Here is a 16879-nt window from a genome sequence, read left to right as displayed (position 1 = left end):
CCGAACCCGCCCGCCGACCTCTGAGGAGTCCACCCGTGTCAGCCATCCCCCTCGGCGTCCTGGACCTGGTGCCGATCCCGTCCGGCGCCACCCCGGCCGAGGCCCTGCGCAACTCCGTCGACCTCGCCCGACACGCCGAACGCCTCGGCTACGCCCGCTACTGGTTCGCCGAACACCATCTCAACCCCGGAGTGGCCGGTACGTCCCCCGCGGTCGTCCTGGCGCTGACGGCCTCCGCCACCTCCGCCATCCGCCTCGGCTCCGGCGCCGTCCAACTCGGCCACCGCACCGCCCTGTCCACGGTCGAGGAGTTCGGTCTGATCGACGCGCTGCACCCCGGCCGCCTCGACCTCGGCCTCGGCCGCTCCGGCGGACGCCCACCGGGACAACCGGCACAATCCCCGCCCCGCGCGCCTTCGAACGGCCTGCTCATCCCGCCCCGCTTCAACCCCGACCACCTGCTCGGCTCCCCGAGGATCGCCCTCCAGCGCAAGCTGCTGATGCTGCCGAACGCCGAGTCCCAGGACTACGCCGAGCAGATGGACGACGTGCTGGCCCTGCTCGCCGGCACCTACCGCTCCCCGGAGGGCATCGAGGCGCATGCCGTGCCGGGCGAGGGCGCGGACGTCGAGGTGTGGATCCTGGGCAGCAGCGGCGGGCAGAGCGCCGAGGTGGCCGGCGACCGGGGTCTGCGCTTCGCCGCGAACTACCACGTCAGTCCCGCGACCGTCCTCGAAGCCGTGGACGGCTACCGGGCCTTCTTCCGGCCGTCGGAGGTGCTCGACACCCCGTATGTGAGCGTCTCGGCGGACGTCGTCGTCGCCGAGGACGACGAGACGGCCCGTGAACTCGCCGAGGGCTACGGCCTGTGGGTGCGCAGCATCCGTACGGCCGAGGGCGCGATCGAGTACCCGACGCTCAAGGAGGCCCGCGCCCACGACTGGACCGACGCGGACCGTGCGCTCGTCCAGGACCGCGTCGACACCCAGTTCGTGGGCTCGCCGGGAAAGGTCGCCGACCAGCTCCAACAGCTCCAGGAGGCCACCGGGGCCGACGAGTTGCTCATCACCACGATGACCCACGAACACGCGGACCGGGTGCGGTCGTACCGTCTGCTGGCCGAGGAGTGGGCACGGCGCTGAACCGTGCCCACCCTGGCGCAAGCCGGTCGATCAGCCCGCCGAGCCGGTCACCGGGTAGTGGTCCGACAGGTTGGTGTACGTGTAGTCGGTGCCCCAGCTCGACACCGTCCAGGGCGCGCTCTGCTCCTTGACGACGTCGTTCTTCCACACGGCCGGACGGGCGTGGCCCGCGCGGTGCAGGACGTAGTCCAGGTCCTCGCGCGGGTCGTCCGGGTAGCGGTCGCGCGCGATGGAGTTGTCCTGCGTGTCGAAGGAGTACGGGTGCCCGGTGCGCGCGTCGGCGCCGACGAGAGCGGCGTCGGCGAGCATCGTGCCGTACTCCGCGGTGCGCGAGTCGACGTTCAGGTCGCCCGCGACCAGCACCTGCTCACCGGCCGGGATGTTCTTGGCGTCCAGGAACGCGTCGATCGCCTTGAACTGGCGGCTGCGCATCGCGGCGGCCTCACCGGCGTCGCACCCCGGGTCGGTGGACTGGGCGTGCGTGCCGACGACGTGCACCTCGGTGCCGTTCACGTTCAGCACGACGTACGCGAAGCCCTTGTTGGACCACCAGTCCGCGCCGCAGGCGTCCTTGTAGACGTACTGCTCCTTGCGCACGATCGGCCACTTGCTGAGGATCGTGACCCCGCCGTCCTCCGGCGTCGTCGCCGAGTACGCGCCGCCCGTCGCGTCCCAGCCGGTCTTGCTCCGGCCGACCACGGGCGTCTGGTACGGATAGGCGCCCGCCGCGGACGACTTCAGCGCGTCCGAGGAGGAGTTGTCGAACGCCTCCTGGAGCACCACCACGTCGTTGCCCTGGAAGAACGACGTCTTCACGATCTCCGCGGCCCTGTGGTCCTGACCCCAGTTCGGGTAAAGGCTCTTGCTGAACAGGAACACGTTGTAAGACAACACCTTCAGCGCGGGCGTCTGGTCGGCGGCCGACGCGCTGGGTGTCGTACCGGCGAGGCCCGCGACGGCGAGCGAGAGGGCGAGCACGGCCGATCCCTGTGCACGGCGCTGTGCGGAAAGCGTCACCGGTTCTCCCTGTGATGGAAGGGCCCTTGAGTGGCGCCGCACATCAAACCATCAGGGATTACTCCCAGGTAACACCTTTGGGGGAATCGGATGGCCCCCGGCGGTATATGCGTCGAACCTGTCTAGACAAGCCAGACCCCGTCCCGCATGAGGTGCCGCTGCGGCAGCTCGCGCTGCTCGTGCCAGGCCTGCACCGCCAGCGGGCGCACCCGGAAGAAGGCGTACGACGCATGCTCCGCGCGCGGGTCCCACCCGGTCTTGGCCAGGAACGCCTCCGCCGCCGGGGCCGGCACCCCTTCGGCCGTGAACATCTCCGTCTCACCGTCGATCAGTACGACGTTCCGTGTGTCCCCGAAGGCCAGCCGGGTGCGCCCGCCGTCGCGCAGATTGCGGCCCGTCGGATTGGTGGGCCGGGTCGACAGCCACAGCGCCTCGCCGTCCCAGACGAACCAGAGCGCCACCAGACACGGCGCGCCCTCGGCGTCCGCCGTGGCGACCCAGATGTCGATCTCCCGCTCCAGCCGGTTCAGGACGTCACGTCTGCGCTGGTCGGGTGTGCGGGGTGGGTCGGTGATCGTCATGCCGGGGACGCTACCGATCGCCGCGCCGGGGCGCCTCGGGCCATGGCCCTAGGGCCGGAGAACGAGCCTTCCGTGGTCCCGTTCGCCGCGGACTGGCGCAGAGGTGAGTTTTACGTATAACCTCTCCCGTCAATCGCACGTCCCGAAAGGCACCGATGAGACGCATCGCCCTGGTCACCCTCGTCGTCGACGACTACGACGAGGCGATCCGCTTCTACACCGAGGCCCTCGGGTTCCGGCTCGTCGAGGATGCCCCGCGCCCGGACGGCTCCCGCTGGGTCGTCGTGGAGCCCGGCGACCAGGGCACCGGGCTGCTGCTCGCCCGCGCCAAGGGTGATGCCCAGGCCGCCCGGGTCGGCGACCAGACCGGGGGGCGCGTCGGTTTCTTCCTGCACACCGACGACTTCGCCCGCGACCACGCCCGGATGCTCGCCGCGGGCGTGACCTTCCTGGAGGAGCCGCGCCACGAGCCCTACGGCTCGGTCGCCGTCTTCCAGGACCTGTACGGCAACCGCTGGGATCTGCTCCAGCCCGCCGGCTGACCCACCGCCCCTCCTTCCGCCGCTTCGAACCACCCTGCTCAAGGAAAGACCTGCCATGACCGCTACGCGCGTAGATGCCGATGTGATCCGTCGCCTCCCCAAGGCCGTCCTGCACGACCACCTCGACGGCGGCCTGCGCCCCGCCACCGTCGTGGAGCTCGCCGAGTCCGTCGGCCACACCCTGCCGACCACCGACCCGGACGAGCTCGCCGCCTGGTACTTCGAGGCCGCGAACTCCGGTGACCTGGTCCGCTATATCGCCACCTTCGAGCACACCCTCGCGGTGATGCAGACCCGCGAGGGCCTGCTGCGCACCGCCGAGGAGTACGTCCTCGACCTGGCGGCGGACGGTGTCGTCTACGCCGAGGTCCGTTACGCCCCCGAGCTGAACACCAACGGCGGGCTCACGCTCGCCGAGGTCGTCGAGACCGTCCAGGAGGGCCTGGCGGCCGGCATGGCGAAGGCGGCCGCGGCCGGCACCCCGGTCCGCGTCGGCACCCTGCTGTGCGGCATGCGCATGTTCGACCGGGTGCGCGAGGCCGCGGACCTGGCCGTCGCCTTCCGGGACGCCGGTGTCGTCGGCTTCGACATCGCCGGTGCCGAGGCCGGCTTCCCCGCCGCCGACCACCTCGACGCCTTCGAGTACCTGCGCCGCGAGAGCGTGCCGTTCACCATCCACGCCGGTGAGGCCGACGGCCTGTCCAGCATCCACCAGGCGCTCCAGATCTGCGGCGCCCAGCGCATCGGACACGGCGTGCGCATCACCGACGACATCGTCGACGGCAAGCTCGGCCGCCTGGCCGGCTGGGTCCGCGACCGCCGTGTCGCGCTGGAGATGTGCCCGACCTCCAACCTCCAGACCGGCGCCGCCACGTCCATAGCCGAGCACCCCATCACCGCCCTGAAGGACCTCGGTTTCCGCGTCACCCTCAACACCGACAACCGTCTGGTGTCGGGCACGACGATGACCCGCGAGATGTCCCTGCTGGTCGAGCAGGCCGGCTGGACGGTCGAGGACCTGCGCACGGTCACGGTGAACGCCGTGAAGAGCGCGTTCATCCCGTTCGACGAGCGCAAGGCCCTCATCGAGGACGTCGTCCTGCCGGGCTACGCGCTCTGAAGCAGCCCGCGGACGTAGGCGGCCTGTCCGATGTGCTGGAGATCGTCGGACAGGACGCTGACCAGCCGTACGCCCAGGCTGACCGGCGGCTCCCAGCGCTCGTCGACGATGCGCTCCAGATCCTTGGCGGCCAGTTCCCGCAGCGCCCCCAGGGTCTGGGCGTGGACGGCGTCGTAGTACCCGGTCAGCAGGTCGCCGGAGTCGACCCGGACCTTGGCGACCTTCGCGGCGGTGTGTCCGTACCCGGTGTCGTGGCGGGGCAGGTCGAGTCCGAAGGTCTTCTGGAAGCCCTGGGCGATCCACACCTGGTCGAACCCGAAGGCGTCGGCGATGTGGTCGTCCTGGACCCGGGTGAGATGCCAGACGAGCCAGGCGATGGAGTTGGCGTCCGGTCCTGGCCGGACGTGCAGGTCGTCGGGGCCGAGGCCCTCGACGGTGGCGTGGACTTCTTCCTGGATGCGGCTGAAACCGTCGATGAGGATGTCCTTGGCATGCATGGCTCCACCATCGCGCAAAGTCGTCGGTCACGCGCCTTCTGTTTCCAGCAGCTCCATCAGCGCCCGCGCCGCCGGGCTCGTGGCCTGAGGGGGCGGCAGCAGGGCGACCGTCTCGTACACCCGCTCGCCGGTGCCCTTCACGGGCAGTGCGGTCAGTGACTCCCGCTTGTGCCGGAAGTGGCGCGGTACGACGGCGATGCCGAGGTTCTCGTCCACCAGGTCCAGAAGGCTGTGCACGTCGTTGACCTCCAGGGCGACCGCCCGCCGTACGCCCGCGGCGGCGAACGCGGCGTCGGTGGTGCGGCGCGGTCCCCAGTCCGGGTGGAAGTCGACGAACACCTCACCGCCCAGCTCCTCCGGGGTGACCGCGGCTCCGGCGGCCGCGAGCCGATGGCTCGGGTGGCACAGCACGGTCATGGGCTCACTGGTCAGCGGTACGGCCCGCAGCTGGTCGGTGTCCTGCTGCGCCGTACGCACGGCGAAGGCCAGGTCCAGGCGGCCGGCCGCGACCTCCTCCGCCAGCGCCCCCGAGCCGGCCTGGCGCAGACAGATCTCCACGTCCGGATGGCGCCGCCGGAACGCGGCGAGCAGGCCCGCCACATGCACCCCGGCGATGCACTGCTCGGACCCCAGGGCCAGCATCCCGCGCAGCACGCCCTGCACCGCGGCCACCGCCTCATGGGCCGAGCGCACCTGCGCCAGGATCCGCTCCGCCTCGCCGAGCAGCGCCCGCCCGGCCGGGGTGAGCGTCACGCTGCGGGTCGTACGGACGAACAGCGGGGTCTGGAGTTCCCGTTCCAGCGAGCGGATCGAGGCGGAGAGCCCCGACTGGGAGACCATGAGCCGCTCGGCGGCCCGGGTGAAATGCTGGTCCTCGGCGACCGCGACGAAGTGCTGGAGATGGCGCAGTTCCATGACTGAGAAGCGTATCCGCTGAATTCCATCGGATTCTTCTGTTGGACCGATGCCCACAGGTCACGAAAGAGTGGACACCGGTTTTCAGGGAACCTGGTTCCACCGTGTCCACCCCTCTGGAGTCGCGTTGTACACCGCACACCCCGACCGCTATGCGCACATGCCCTACCGGCGCACCGGACGCAGCGGCCTCAAGCTCCCCGCCCTGTCCCTCGGTCTGTGGCACAACTTCGGCCCGGACCGCCCGGTCGAGACCCAGCGGGCCATCCTGCGCCGCGCCTTCGACCTCGGCGTCACGCACTTCGACCTGGCGAACAACTACGGCCCGCCGCCCGGGTCCGCCGAGTCGGCGCTCGGCGAGGCGCTGAAGGCGGACTTCGCGCCCTACCGCGACCAACTGGTCATCTCCACCAAGGCCGGATACCTGATGTGGCCCGGCCCCTACGGCGAGTGGGGCTCCCGCAAGTACCTGCTGTCCTCGCTGGACCAGAGCCTGACGCGGATGGGCCTGGACTACGTCGACATCTTCTACTCGCACCGCCCGGACCCGGAGACTCCGCTGGCGGAGACGATGGGCGCGCTGCACTCGGCCGTCCAGCAGGGCAAGGCGCTCTACGTCGGCGTCTCCAACTACTCCCCGGAGCAGACCCGGGAGGCCGCGCGCATCCTCGGCGAGCTGGGCACGCCGCTCCTGATCCACCAGCCGCGCTACTCCATGCTCGACCGTCGCCCGGAGGAGGGTCTCCTCGACGCCCTCGACGAGCTCCAGGTCGGTTCCATCGCCTACTCCCCGCTGGAGCAGGGCCTGTTGACGGGCCGCTACCTGCACGGCATCCCGGAGGACTCCCGGGCCGCGAGCGACAGCCCGTTCCTGAACTCCGAAGCGCTCACCGAGGACCTGGTCGCCCGGCTGCGCACTCTCGCCGATATCGCCAAGGGCCGCGGCCAGACCCTGGCCCAGATGGCGCTGGCCTGGGTCCTGCGCGGCGACCGGGTGACCTCGGCCCTGGTCGGCGCAAGCAGCCCGCAGCAGCTGGAGGACAGCGTGGCGGCGGTCGCCAACCTGGACTTCGACGCGGAGGAGCTGGCCCGCATCGACGAGATCGCCAAGGCCTGAGCCTGATGCGACGGTGCCCGGTGGCGGTCGGCTGCCACGGGCACCGTCGGTGTCAGTCGCCGGAGTAGCCGAAGATCCCCACGTGGGTGGGCTCGTCGCCGGTGTACAGCAGGACATACAGGCCGGTCCACCGCATGCGGCACTCGTCGAGGATCGTCTCGGTGCGGTCGGGAGGCAGCCTCAAGCTCGCGTAGGACTCGGTGAGTATCTGCTCGAACTGCGCCGGGGCAGGGCGATCGGTCCCGAAGTGGTGCCTGACGCGCTCCGGCGCCAAGGGGCGCAAGGTCCCGTAGTCCGCGATGTCGCGGTCCGAGGGGGCGGCGGTGGTGTGGACGACGCGATCGATGTCGAGGATCGAGTGGGTGCCCTCCTCACCCATGAACTCCTCGTCGTCCCAGAGCTCGTCGAGGTCCCGGTAGCTCTCGCCGTCGCCGTACATCTCCTCGAAGACCTGCGCGTGCAGGGCCTCCAGAGACGCCTCGACGGTGCCCTTGAACGGGGTCACGTACTCCCAGCCGCTCGCGCCCATGGCTCTGCTCCTCCCGGTGTGCCATCCACAAGATCGACGCCACCCTAGAGAAGCCCACTGACATCGGGCCTACGAGCTGAGCCGCTCCTCCAGCCGTACGGTCACCGTGTCTCCCTCCTCCTTGCCGATCGCCCGCCGCACCTCCGCCTTCACCGGCAGCATGTGGGTGCCGTCGCCGAGGGCCATGAAGGAGCTGCGGAAGGGGTTGGGAGCTTGCCTGTTGACTGAGTATGAGTGTGTTCTGGCGTGTATGGGTGAGCGTCTCGGTCACGGGACTCGTGACCCGTGAAGGGAAACAGGTATGCGTCCATCGAGTGCGTGTCCTTGGCATGTGGCGGTCGTTGGATGTGATGGAAGGATCTTCGGCTCGCGGAAATGAGATGGGGGGTGCCGGGGTGGGCGGGCTGCGGGAGGTGGCGGCAGCGTTCGTGGTGCCCGGCCCGGCGGGTGTTGCGGTCCGTGACCGGCTCAAGGCCCTGACCGCCGAGGACGAGAAGGTCCTGCGCCTGGCCGGGGACCATCTGGGGACACTGGCCTCCCGTGACCTCAAGGCCCGCTGCGCGGCCGGGCCGGACCACGACAGTGAGCGGTGGGCCGAGCGCAAGCGCACCCTTACGGACGAGGCGTCCTCCCGCTGGGCCGGGTCGATCACGAAGGCCAGCCACGACCAGTGGGCGCTGGCCCGCCGCTGCCAGCTCGCGCACATCCAGTCGCTGGAAGCGGGCGTGCGCACGATCACGTACCGGCTGTCCCGGCCGGTCGGGGAGAAAGGCACCAAGCGGGCGCCGGGCGGCTATGGCAGCAGGCAGGAGTGGTTCGCCAAGTCCCGCCGCCTGCACGCTCTTGAGCACCGGCTGGAGCGGGAGCGGGCGGACCGTGAGGCCGGGCGGGTGCATGTCGTGCGCGGCGGGAAGCGGCTACTCAACACCCGGCATCACCTCGACGCCGCCGGGATGACCGAGGCCGCGTGGCGGCAGCGGTGGCAGGCCGAGCGCTGGTTCCTGGCCGCGGACGGCGAGTCCGGCAAGAGGTTCGGCAACGAGACCATCCGTGTCACCCCCGACGGCGAGATCAGCATCAAACTGCCCGCCCCGCTGGCCGAGTGCGCGAACAGCCCGCACGGCCGGTGCGCGCTCACCGGCCGCGTGCAGTTCAGGCACCGTGGCAGCGAGTGGGCCGACCGCGTCACTGCGGACCGCGCCGTCGCCTACCGGATCCACTACGACACCGGCCGCGACCGCTGGTACCTCACCGCATCCTGGCAGCGCCCCGTCGTCAAGACGATCCCGCTGGACGCGGCCCGCGCCCACGGCATGGCCGGTGTGGACACCAACGCCGACCACTTCGCCGCCTACACACTCGACCGTTACGGCAACCCCGTCGGCAACCCGCACCGCTTTTTCTTCGACCTGACCGGTACCGCAGATCACCGTGACGCCCAGGTCCGGCACGCGATCACTCGCCTACTGCACTGGGCCAAGCAGTGTGGCGTGGCCGCGATCGGCATCGAGAACCTCGACTTCGCCGCGGAGAAGACCCGCGAGAAGCACGGGCGCCGCAAGCGGTTCCGGCAGCTGATCTCCGGTATGCCCACCGGCAAGCTCAGGGCCCGTCTCGTCTCCATGGCCGCCGAGCAGGACCTGGCCATCGTGGCCGTGGATCCGGCCTTTACCTCCAAGTGGGGCGCCCAGCACTGGCAGAAACCCCTCACCAGCACCAGACGAACCATGACCCGTCACGATGCCGCGAGCATCGCGATCGGCAGACGCGCCCTTGGGCACCCGATCCGGCGACGGACGGCACCGCCCCCACACGACCAGAGCGATCGTGCGGGGCATCGGACCGTCCAGGCCCCCTCGGGCACCCAAGGGCGTGAGGGAAACCGCCCCCGCATCTCCGGACCACGGACACGATCCGTTGGCGCCGGACGCGGAGCGAACGCGGTCGACCAGAACGCCCAACACCGTTCGGGGCGTTCGGCTGAGCACGAGTCCTGGCGACAGGACTCACTCCCGCTCAGTTTCTAGGAACGGTGGGCGTCGATCGTGCCGCGGACTTTGACCAGGCCGCGGGTGCCGAAGAAGTCGACCGACTCGGGCCAGACGACGTAGGTCCAGCTTCCCTTCTCGGGGCGCTTGCGCAGGACGGCTGTGAAGTGCGCGTCCAGTTTTCCGGCGGTGCTCATGGTGCCTCCGCTCGTCTTCGCTCATGCCGCGCTTGACGCGATCCCGTCACGTTTCGGCCATCGATCTTGGTGAATATGCCAGGAGACTGGCCGGAAAGTCATGGTGACAGTGTTTCAGTAGTGAACATACTCAGCAGAGGGAACTTCACGCGGAGCGAAGACCCCATCACGTACAGCGTTCGAGCCGCAGGGAAAGCGAGGCCCGGCCCACAGGCGAGCGCACCACGGGGGAGTGAGACGTGCACGACGAATTCCTGTGCCATGTCACCGCGTACGGCACCTGCGGCGGCCGGCGCATAGGCGTACCGCTCGGTACCTACCGGGCACCCACCCTGGCCCTCGCCCTGTGGTGGCTGCGCGACCGTGCCTCCTGGATCGCCGAACGATTAGACCCGCACCCCGACGCCGAGCACTTCCCGCCGAGCGCCCTCGTCCCGGTCGCTGACACCGTGCCCGACGTGCCCACGGTGCTGCGCGCCTGGTGCGGCGACGCCGCTCAACAGGAGTTGGTCGCCGAGCAGTTGGCGGCCGGCCGGCTGGTGCGTATCGCCACCTGCGACGACACCACCGAGTATGAACTGCTCGCCGAGTCGATCGACGCGCTGCGGATGCAGCGGACCGCCCCCGCCCTGGTCGTACCGGTCGCCTGATCCTCCGCCCCAGGCGCACAAGTGGGCGAATCGGTAGAATTCTGGCATGGCGGAGCGGCCGCTCGCACCGACTGCGCCCGTGCTCGTGCTGGAGACCGAGTCGGGCTCCACCGTGATGACCCCGAGCCGCGACTACCACGTAGGACGCGACCCGCTCAGCGACATCGTCATCGACGACGCCCGCGTCTCCTGGCACCACGCCATCCTGCACCCCGAGACCGACCACTGGACACTCCAGGACGAGGGCAGCACCAACGGCACCTACACCGACGGCCGGCGCATCCACGCGTGGGACGTCGGCCCCGGCACCGTGATCCGCTTCGGCAACCCCGCCGACGGCCCCCGCGCCGTCCTCCTCGGCCGTCCGGAACCCGGCCCCGAACGCCCCTCGGCCGTCTCGATGCCCGCGCTGACCGGCACCTTCCGGCGGCCGACGAGCGTACGGCCGCTGCCCACCCGTACCGTCCGCATCGGCCGCGCCCCCGACAACGACCTCGTCCTCGACGACCTCGTCGTCTCCCGCCACCACGCCGAGCTGCGCGCCCTGCCCGACGGCGGCCACGAGATCGCCGACCTCGGCAGCCACAACGGCACCTTCCTCAACGGCGGCACCGTCACGGCCGCCCCCGTACTCCCCGGTGACGTCATCGGCATCGGGCACTCGGCGTTCTGCCTGGTCGGCGACGAGCTCCAGGAGTACGTCGACACCGGTGAGATCTCCCTGGAGGTGCAAGGCCTCACCGTCGCCGTCGACCGTGGCCGCAAGACCCTCCTCGACGACGTCTCCTTCCCGGTCGGCTCGAAGTGCCTGCTCGCGGTGGTCGGACCGAGCGGTGCCGGAAAGTCCACCCTGCTGAACGCCCTCACCGGACAGCGGCCCGCCGACCACGGCACCGTCGTCTACGACGGCCGCGACCTCTACCGCGACTACGCCGAGCTGCGCCAGCGCATCGGCCTGGTCCCGCAGGACGACATCCTGCACTCCCAGCTCACGGTCCGCAGCGCCCTGGCCTACGCCGCCGAACTCCGCTTCCCGCAGGACACCGCCAAGGCCGAACGCCGGGCCCGCGTCGACGAGGTCATCGGCGAACTCGGCCTTGAGCAGCGCGCGGGACAGCCCGTGCACAGCCTCTCCGGCGGCCAGCGCAAGCGCGTGAGCGTGGCCCTGGAGCTGCTGACGAAGCCCTCCCTGCTCTTCCTCGACGAACCGACCTCAGGGCTCGACCCCGGTATGGACCGCTCGGTGATGCACACGCTGCGGGGCCTGGCGGACGACGGCCGAACCGTCATCGTCGTCACCCACAGCGTCCTCAGTCTCGACGTCTGCGACCGCCTCCTGGTCCTCGCGCCCGGCGGCCGGATCGCCTACTACGGGCCGCCCGAGGACGCCCTCGCCTTCTTCGGCTTCGAGCACTGGCCGGAGGCCTTCGAGGCCTTCGAACGCGACCAGGGCCGCGACTGGGCCGGTGACTACACCACCTCGCCCCTGCACCGCCGGTACGTCGCCGACGCCACCGCACAGCCGCGGCTGCTCCGCTCCGGACCGGTCGTCATCACCCCGCCCCGCCGGCCCCGCAGCCGCGGCGCCCAGCTCGGCACCCTGATCCGCCGCTACACGGCCGCGCTCAGCGCCGACCGCACCTTCCTCGCCATCATGATCGCCCTGCCGTTCGTGATGGGCGCCATGGCCCGCGCCCTGGCCGGCAGCTCCCTGACCCGCGACACCGCGATGAACGCGCTGCTCATCCTGTGCGTCGGCGCGGTCCTCACCGGAGCGGCGAACGCCGTGCGTGAACTGGTCAAGGAGCGCGTGATCTACCGGCGTGAACGCGCCGTCGGCCTGTCCAGATCGGCGTACCTGATGTCGAAGGTCGTGGTCCTCGGCACGGTCACCGTGCTCCAGGCCGTGGTGCTGACCCTGGTCGCCCTGCTCGGCGTGGACCTCAACGCCCCGGGCGGCGAAGGCGTGTTGATGCCGCCCCTGGTCGAGATCACCGTCGCCGTCGCCCTGCTGGCCTTCACCGCGATGATGCTCGGTCTGCTGGTCTCCGCGCTGGTGCGCAAGGAAGAGGTGACGATGCCGCTGCTGGTGCTGCTCGCCGTCGTCCAAGTGGTGTTCTGCGGCGCCCTGCTGAAACTCGACGGAGTGCCGGGCCTGGAGCAGCTCGCCTGGCTGGTGCCCTCGCGCTGGGCGCTCGGCGCGATGGCCGGAACCGTCGATCTGGCCCGGATCGTGCCCGGCGACCTGACCGGCGACCCCCTGTTCCGCCACTCGGCGGGCGTCTGGCTGCTCAACGTGGGCATGCTGATCGTCCTGTCGGTGGTCTTCGGCTATGTGGTCTCCCGGCTGCTGCGCCGCCAAGAACCCGTCGTGATGCGGAAGTAGGCGCACACCATGGCGACACCCGGTTTCCTGCCCACCCACGTCGTCCCCGCCCACGGGATGCCCTCCTGGGAGGCCCCCGACCCGGCCCGGCCCACGGTGCCCCTGGACGCGCTGCTGCCGGTGCAGCTCCTCGAACGACGCGGTGACTGGGGGCGCGTCCTGTGCGCCAACGGCTGGTCGGCCTGGGTCGACGGCCGCCATCTGGTCGCCGTACCCCAGGACCCGCCCACCCCCGACGCCGCCCTGGCCCGCACCGCCGACCCCCGCCCCCACCTCGTCCGCGCCGAACAGCACCTGGCCCGCTACCGGGCCGCGCTGGAGGACCTGGCGGCCGGCGCCCTGGACGGCGAGTCCTTCCGTGACCGCACCCACGGCCTGCGGATCGGCGTGGTCGTCGAGGGCGAGCACGTGTGGCTCTACGACGCCGAGCACGGCCGCTGGGTCTACGCCGACGGACTGCGCCTGAGCACCTTCGCCACGGACGAGGCGCCCCGCGCCGCCGCGGAGGATCCCGGGCACGCCGCCACCCAGGTGGTGACCCCGGATGGCCCGTGAGGAGACGAGCCTGTTCTCGGGCCGCCCCTCCGAGCTGATCGGCCGGCAGGTCGCCGGGTACCGCATCGAGCAGGAGATCGGCCGCGGCGGGATGGCCGTCGTCTACCGCGCCCGCGACCTGCGCCTGGACCGCACGGTCGCGCTGAAACTGCTCGCCCCCGAACTCGCCCGCAACGACACCTTCCGGCGCCGCTTCACCCATGAGTCCCGGGCCGCCGCCGCGATCGACCACCCGCACATCGTGCCGGTCTTCGAGGCGGGTGAGACGGACGGCCTCCTCTACATCGCCATGCGCTACGTCGCCGGCAGCGACCTGCGCCATCTCCTGGACCGGCAGGGCCCGTTCACGCCCGCGACGGCCGTGCGGATCGCCGCGCAGGTCGCGTCCGCGCTGGATGCCGCCCACGAGCACGGGCTGGTCCACCGGGACGTGAAGCCGGGCAACATCCTGGTCGCCCGCGGCACCGACAGCGATCACCCGGAGCACGCCTATCTGACCGACTTCGGGCTGACCAAGAAATCGCTGTCCCTGACCGGGTTCACCACCGTCGGCCAGTTCGTCGGCACGCTGGACTATGTCGCGCCGGAACAGATCTCCGGCAAGCCGGTCGACGCGCGCTGCGATGTGTACGGCTTCGCCTGCGTCGTCCATGAGTGCCTGACGGGGCGACCGCCCTTCCAGCGGGAGGACGACATGGCGCTGCTGTGGGCGCACCAGTACGACGAGCCGCCGCCGCTCACGTCTTCCCGGCCCGACCTTCCGGCGCCGGTCGACTCGGTGTTCGCCAAGGCGCTGGCCAAGAGCCCTGATGACCGGTACGAGTCGTGCCTTGCCTTTGTCGCGGCGCTGCGTCTCGCGTTGCGAGGCGAGCAAGAAGGGGCCCATCCGCCGACCCGGGTGGACGTGCGGGTCGTCGAGGAGCGGGTGGAGGGGCCCAAGGCGCCGCCTCGGTGGGCTGAACCGTTCTTCGGCGGGAGGTACTAGCGGGGTACCTCGCCTCGCCTGTGCACCGGCCCGGCGAGCAGCGCGCCCAGGAACCCCGCGACCAGGCCCCACAGCAACGCGAACCCCAGCGCCCCCCAGATCTGCGGTTCCAGCACCAGCTCCCCGCCCAGATCGCCCCCCAGGTCGCCGATGCCCAGCACCGACAGGCCGTAATGCGCCGAGATCCGGCCGACCAGACAGATCATCAGCACCGTCAGCGCCAGCGCCACCGCCATGTGCACCGCGTGCTGCCAGGCGCGCATCCGGCGTGGGGAGCGGGCCGCCATCACGAACGCGGCGGCGAGTACCAGTACCGCGTCGACGGCCACCAGCCACCACACCCGGCTGTCGTGCTCGGCGAGCGTGCTCAGGTTCAGGGCCGCGGTGTCCGAGCCGCGCAGCACCTCGTCCAGGACATGCGGCATCGGCAGTCCGAACGGGCCCTCGACCCGCCCCTCCCAGGTGGCGCCGAGGCCGATGGTGAGCGCCAGCCACACCAGGTTCGGCAGGCCGAGCAGGAGCACGGCGAGGGTCTCCGCCGCGTGGCCGCGGGTCGCCGCGACGATCAGACCGATGACGACGCCCAGCGCGACGTAGGCGAGCAGCAGCCCGACCATGGCGTACGCGGCAGGCCGGACCGATTCCTGGAAGCGCAGCAGCCGGGGCGGCAGGGGAGCCGCGCGGGAGACCAGCAGGGCCAGGATCAGGACGCCCGCCAGCCACAGCAGTCCGAAGACCACGGTGAGCGGCACGTCGGTGCGGAAGCCGACCTTCGGTGTGACGCTGAAGAGATCGCCGAGGTCGTCGAGCGTGTCGTCGCCGAGGGAGATCGTGAAGGTCTGACGGGCGGCCAGCGCGAGGCCGAGCAGCGCCAGCAGCCACAGCACGGCGAACCGGGCGGCCCACCCCACCAGCTCCCGCGCACCCGCCACCGCCCGGCGCCGCAGCGGCCGCAGGAAACCGGCGGCGAGCACCAGCGCGCCGACGAGGGTGACGGACAGCGGGATCACGGTGAGGTCGGCCGCGGACTCGGCGAGGCCGCCGGCGTCGCCGGACATCTCGACGGTGCCGCCGACGGCGGTCACCACGGTCGCGGCGACGACCCGGGGGAACGCGTTGTCCGGGAGTCCCGTCGCCCCCGCCGCCCACAGTCCCAGCGCGGCGACGACCCCCATGGCGAGCAGTGCGGCCAGCACGGCGACGACGGCCTGCGGCCAGCCGTGGCGGGCCACTGCCTGGTCGGAGGGGATGCGCGCGCTCACCCTGCCACGCTAGGCAGCCTCCGGGCGCCCCGCCTGCCGGGAGGTCCGTCCGCGTCGGCTTGCGGACCGCACCGGCCTGGAGCACACAATGGTCACGGTATGGAGAAATGCGGCTATTCGCATTAAAGGCCGTGAGAGTCCCATATCGGGAAGAAGGGCTCGTGAGCGCCGAACCTCCGTCCTCCGGCCGACCCACAGGGCCCCCCTCGGGCCCGCTGTCCGGTCCCTCGCAGCCACCTTCCGGCCCGCCCTCCCAGCCCCCGGGCACCGGTGGCGGCGGTGTCCCCCCGGAGCCGGGACCCCAGCGGCCGTGGTGGCGGTCCGTGCCGCGCATCGTCGTGCTCGCCACCGTGGTGGTCGCGGCCGTGGTGCTCGCCTTCGTCTTCAGCCGCGGCGACGGCGGCGGCTCCGGCTCGGGCGGCGAGGTCTTCCTCCAGGCCGCGGGCAAGTCGGGCCCCGATCCCTTCACCGCCTCCACCGCGACGGACAGCTCCGCCCCGCCGGTGACCCCCGCCCCGACAGGGGCCACCGAGTCCGCCAACGCCGTGCGCGGTGTCGACGGCGCAGCGCCCGGCCTCTACGGCGGCACCCGCAACGTCGCCAGCTGCGACGTGGAGAAGCAGATCAAGTTCCTCCAGGCCGACCAGGCGAAGAACAAGGCGTTCGCCTCCGTCGCCGACGTCGACCCCTCCGGCGTCCCGGCCTATCTGCGCGACCTCACCCCCGTGCAACTGCGCATGGACACCCGCGTCACCAACCACGGCTACCGCGACGGCGGCGCCACCAGCTACCAGGCCGTCCTCCAGACCGGCACCGCCGTCCTCGTCGACGACCGCGGAGTGCCCCGGGTGCGCTGCGCCTGTGGCAACCCGCTGACCCCGCCGGTCGCCCAGCAGAGCGCGCCGAAGGCCACGGGCGACTCCTGGCCGTCGTACAAGTCCTCGAACGTGGTCGTGGTCGCGCCGGCCACCGTCGTCATCAACGTCTTCGTCGTCTACGACCCCGAGAACGACGACTGGTTCAACCGGCACCCGGGTGACACCGGCGGCAAGGACCAGAAGACGGACCCGCCCGCACGCCAGCCCTCCCCGTCGACGACCGTGCCGCCCACGACGTCGCCGTCCCCCGGCACCACGACGCCGTGTCCGGCCACGCCCACCGGCTCGGAGACCCCCTGCCCGCCGACCTCGACGACGCCCTCCGGGCAGATCCCGCCGCCGGCCTCGGAGCCCCCGACCTCGCAGCCCACGGCCGAGCCCGAGTCGCCCGGGACGACCACCTCCTGAGGTGCCGCTCGCCTTGGACACGACCGCCACGGCGACCCGGTCACCGACCACGGGCGGCAGCCCGCTGTCGCCGCCGATGTGACGCACCGGGCCCCGGAGCGGGGACTGCC

The 16879-nt window shown here is 71.3% G+C and carries 15 protein-coding genes and 3 pseudogenes; 10 read left to right on the top strand and 8 right to left on the bottom strand.

What is annotated here, in order from left to right; all coding sequences use genetic code 11:
- Positions 1–35 precede the first annotated feature (35 nt).
- The gene (locus H4N64_RS29910) at positions 36–1142 is read left to right on the top strand and encodes an LLM class flavin-dependent oxidoreductase (RefSeq protein WP_186285558.1); all 1107 of its coding nucleotides are present in this window, start codon (positions 36–38) and stop codon (positions 1140–1142) included.
- A gap of 30 nt (positions 1143–1172) precedes the next feature.
- Here H4N64_RS29910 and sph read toward each other — a convergent pair whose 3' ends face one another.
- Positions 1173–2159, bottom strand: coding sequence for a sphingomyelin phosphodiesterase (gene sph, locus H4N64_RS29905; RefSeq protein ID WP_186285557.1), 987 nt, complete (start codon positions 2157–2159; stop codon positions 1173–1175).
- Between the two features lie 122 nt (positions 2160–2281).
- Positions 2282–2740: a pyridoxamine 5'-phosphate oxidase family protein gene (locus H4N64_RS29900; protein ID WP_186285556.1), complete on the bottom strand. Its 459-nt coding sequence runs from the start codon at positions 2738–2740 to the stop codon at positions 2282–2284.
- A gap of 155 nt (positions 2741–2895) precedes the next feature.
- On the opposite strand from H4N64_RS29900, the gene H4N64_RS29895 reads away from it, so the two are divergent.
- Entirely contained in the window at positions 2896–3282 is a 387-nt protein-coding gene (locus H4N64_RS29895; RefSeq protein WP_186285555.1) for a VOC family protein, read from the top strand.
- A 55-nt stretch (positions 3283–3337) separates the two neighbouring features.
- On the top strand, positions 3338–4402 hold the full coding sequence (locus H4N64_RS29890) for an adenosine deaminase (protein WP_186285554.1): 1065 nt from the start codon (positions 3338–3340) through the stop codon (positions 4400–4402).
- On the opposite strand, the gene H4N64_RS29885 is transcribed toward H4N64_RS29890, so the two are convergent.
- Both H4N64_RS29885 and H4N64_RS29880 read right to left on the bottom strand, forming a co-directional pair.
- Positions 4390–4899, bottom strand: coding sequence for a mycothiol transferase (locus H4N64_RS29885; protein WP_186285553.1), 510 nt, complete (start codon positions 4897–4899; stop codon positions 4390–4392). The two genes, H4N64_RS29890 and H4N64_RS29885, sit on opposite strands and share 13 nt — an antisense overlap.
- Before the next feature lie 27 nt (positions 4900–4926).
- Positions 4927–5814 carry a LysR family transcriptional regulator gene (locus H4N64_RS29880; protein WP_186285552.1) on the bottom strand — a complete coding sequence of 296 codons (888 nt, stop codon included), beginning with the start codon at positions 5812–5814 and terminating at the stop codon, positions 4927–4929.
- A gap of 127 nt (positions 5815–5941) precedes the next feature.
- On the opposite strand from H4N64_RS29880, the gene mgrA reads away from it, so the two are divergent.
- The gene (mgrA, locus tag H4N64_RS29875) at positions 5942–6931 is read left to right on the top strand and encodes an L-glyceraldehyde 3-phosphate reductase (RefSeq protein WP_186285551.1); all 990 of its coding nucleotides are present in this window, start codon (positions 5942–5944) and stop codon (positions 6929–6931) included.
- A gap of 52 nt (positions 6932–6983) precedes the next feature.
- Here the strand turns inward: mgrA and H4N64_RS29870 are convergent, their stop codons facing one another.
- Together H4N64_RS29870 and H4N64_RS29865 are read right to left on the bottom strand one after the other, a co-directional pair.
- Positions 6984–7460: a hypothetical protein gene (locus H4N64_RS29870; protein ID WP_186285550.1), complete on the bottom strand. Its 477-nt coding sequence runs from the start codon at positions 7458–7460 to the stop codon at positions 6984–6986.
- Between the two features lie 69 nt (positions 7461–7529).
- Positions 7530–7667, bottom strand: a pseudogene (locus H4N64_RS29865) (DUF1905 domain-containing protein); the annotation flags it as partial.
- 173 nt (positions 7668–7840) lie between these two features.
- Between H4N64_RS29865 and H4N64_RS29860 the strand changes: the two are divergent.
- Positions 7841–9487, top strand: coding sequence for a transposase (locus H4N64_RS29860; protein WP_222109550.1), 1647 nt, complete (start codon positions 7841–7843; stop codon positions 9485–9487).
- Between the two features lie 5 nt (positions 9488–9492).
- On the opposite strand, the pseudogene H4N64_RS29855 reads toward H4N64_RS29860, so the two are convergent.
- Positions 9493–9645: pseudogene (locus H4N64_RS29855) on the bottom strand (DUF1905 domain-containing protein); the annotation flags it as partial.
- A gap of 239 nt (positions 9646–9884) precedes the next feature.
- Here H4N64_RS29855 and H4N64_RS29850 point away from each other — a divergent pair.
- Genes H4N64_RS29850 through H4N64_RS29835 form a run of 4 tightly spaced genes read left to right on the top strand, consistent with a single transcriptional unit; the run spans position 9885 to position 14221 of the window.
- A complete protein-coding gene (locus H4N64_RS29850) occupies positions 9885–10295 on the top strand; it encodes a hypothetical protein (protein ID WP_186285547.1) in 411 nt (136 codons plus the stop codon).
- Between the two features lie 46 nt (positions 10296–10341).
- Positions 10342–12681 carry an FHA domain-containing protein gene (locus tag H4N64_RS29845; protein ID WP_186285546.1) on the top strand — a complete coding sequence of 780 codons (2340 nt, stop codon included), beginning with the start codon at positions 10342–10344 and terminating at the stop codon, positions 12679–12681.
- Positions 12682–12690: 9 nt separating this feature from the next.
- Positions 12691–13236 carry an SH3 domain-containing protein gene (locus H4N64_RS29840; RefSeq protein WP_186285545.1) on the top strand — a complete coding sequence of 182 codons (546 nt, stop codon included), beginning with the start codon at positions 12691–12693 and terminating at the stop codon, positions 13234–13236.
- Positions 13226–14221 carry a serine/threonine-protein kinase gene (locus tag H4N64_RS29835; RefSeq protein ID WP_186285544.1) on the top strand — a complete coding sequence of 332 codons (996 nt, stop codon included), beginning with the start codon at positions 13226–13228 and terminating at the stop codon, positions 14219–14221. Before H4N64_RS29840 ends, H4N64_RS29835 begins: the two co-directional genes overlap by 11 nt.
- Here H4N64_RS29835 and H4N64_RS29830 read toward each other — a convergent pair.
- On the bottom strand, positions 14218–15483 hold the full coding sequence (locus H4N64_RS29830; protein WP_186285543.1) for a streptophobe family protein: 1266 nt from the start codon (positions 15481–15483) through the stop codon (positions 14218–14220). The two genes, H4N64_RS29835 and H4N64_RS29830, sit on opposite strands and share 4 nt — an antisense overlap.
- Before the next feature lie 161 nt (positions 15484–15644).
- Here H4N64_RS29830 and H4N64_RS29825 point away from each other — a divergent pair.
- Positions 15645–16851: pseudogene (locus tag H4N64_RS29825) on the top strand (DUF6777 domain-containing protein).
- Positions 16852–16879: the final 28 nt, after the last annotated feature.

Source organism: Streptomyces cupreus (genome assembly GCF_014257025.1).
GTDB lineage: Bacteria > Actinomycetota > Actinomycetes > Streptomycetales > Streptomycetaceae > Streptomyces > Streptomyces cupreus.
Note: the sequence above shows the minus strand (reverse complement) of the source record. Positions and strands in the feature narration are given on the sequence as shown.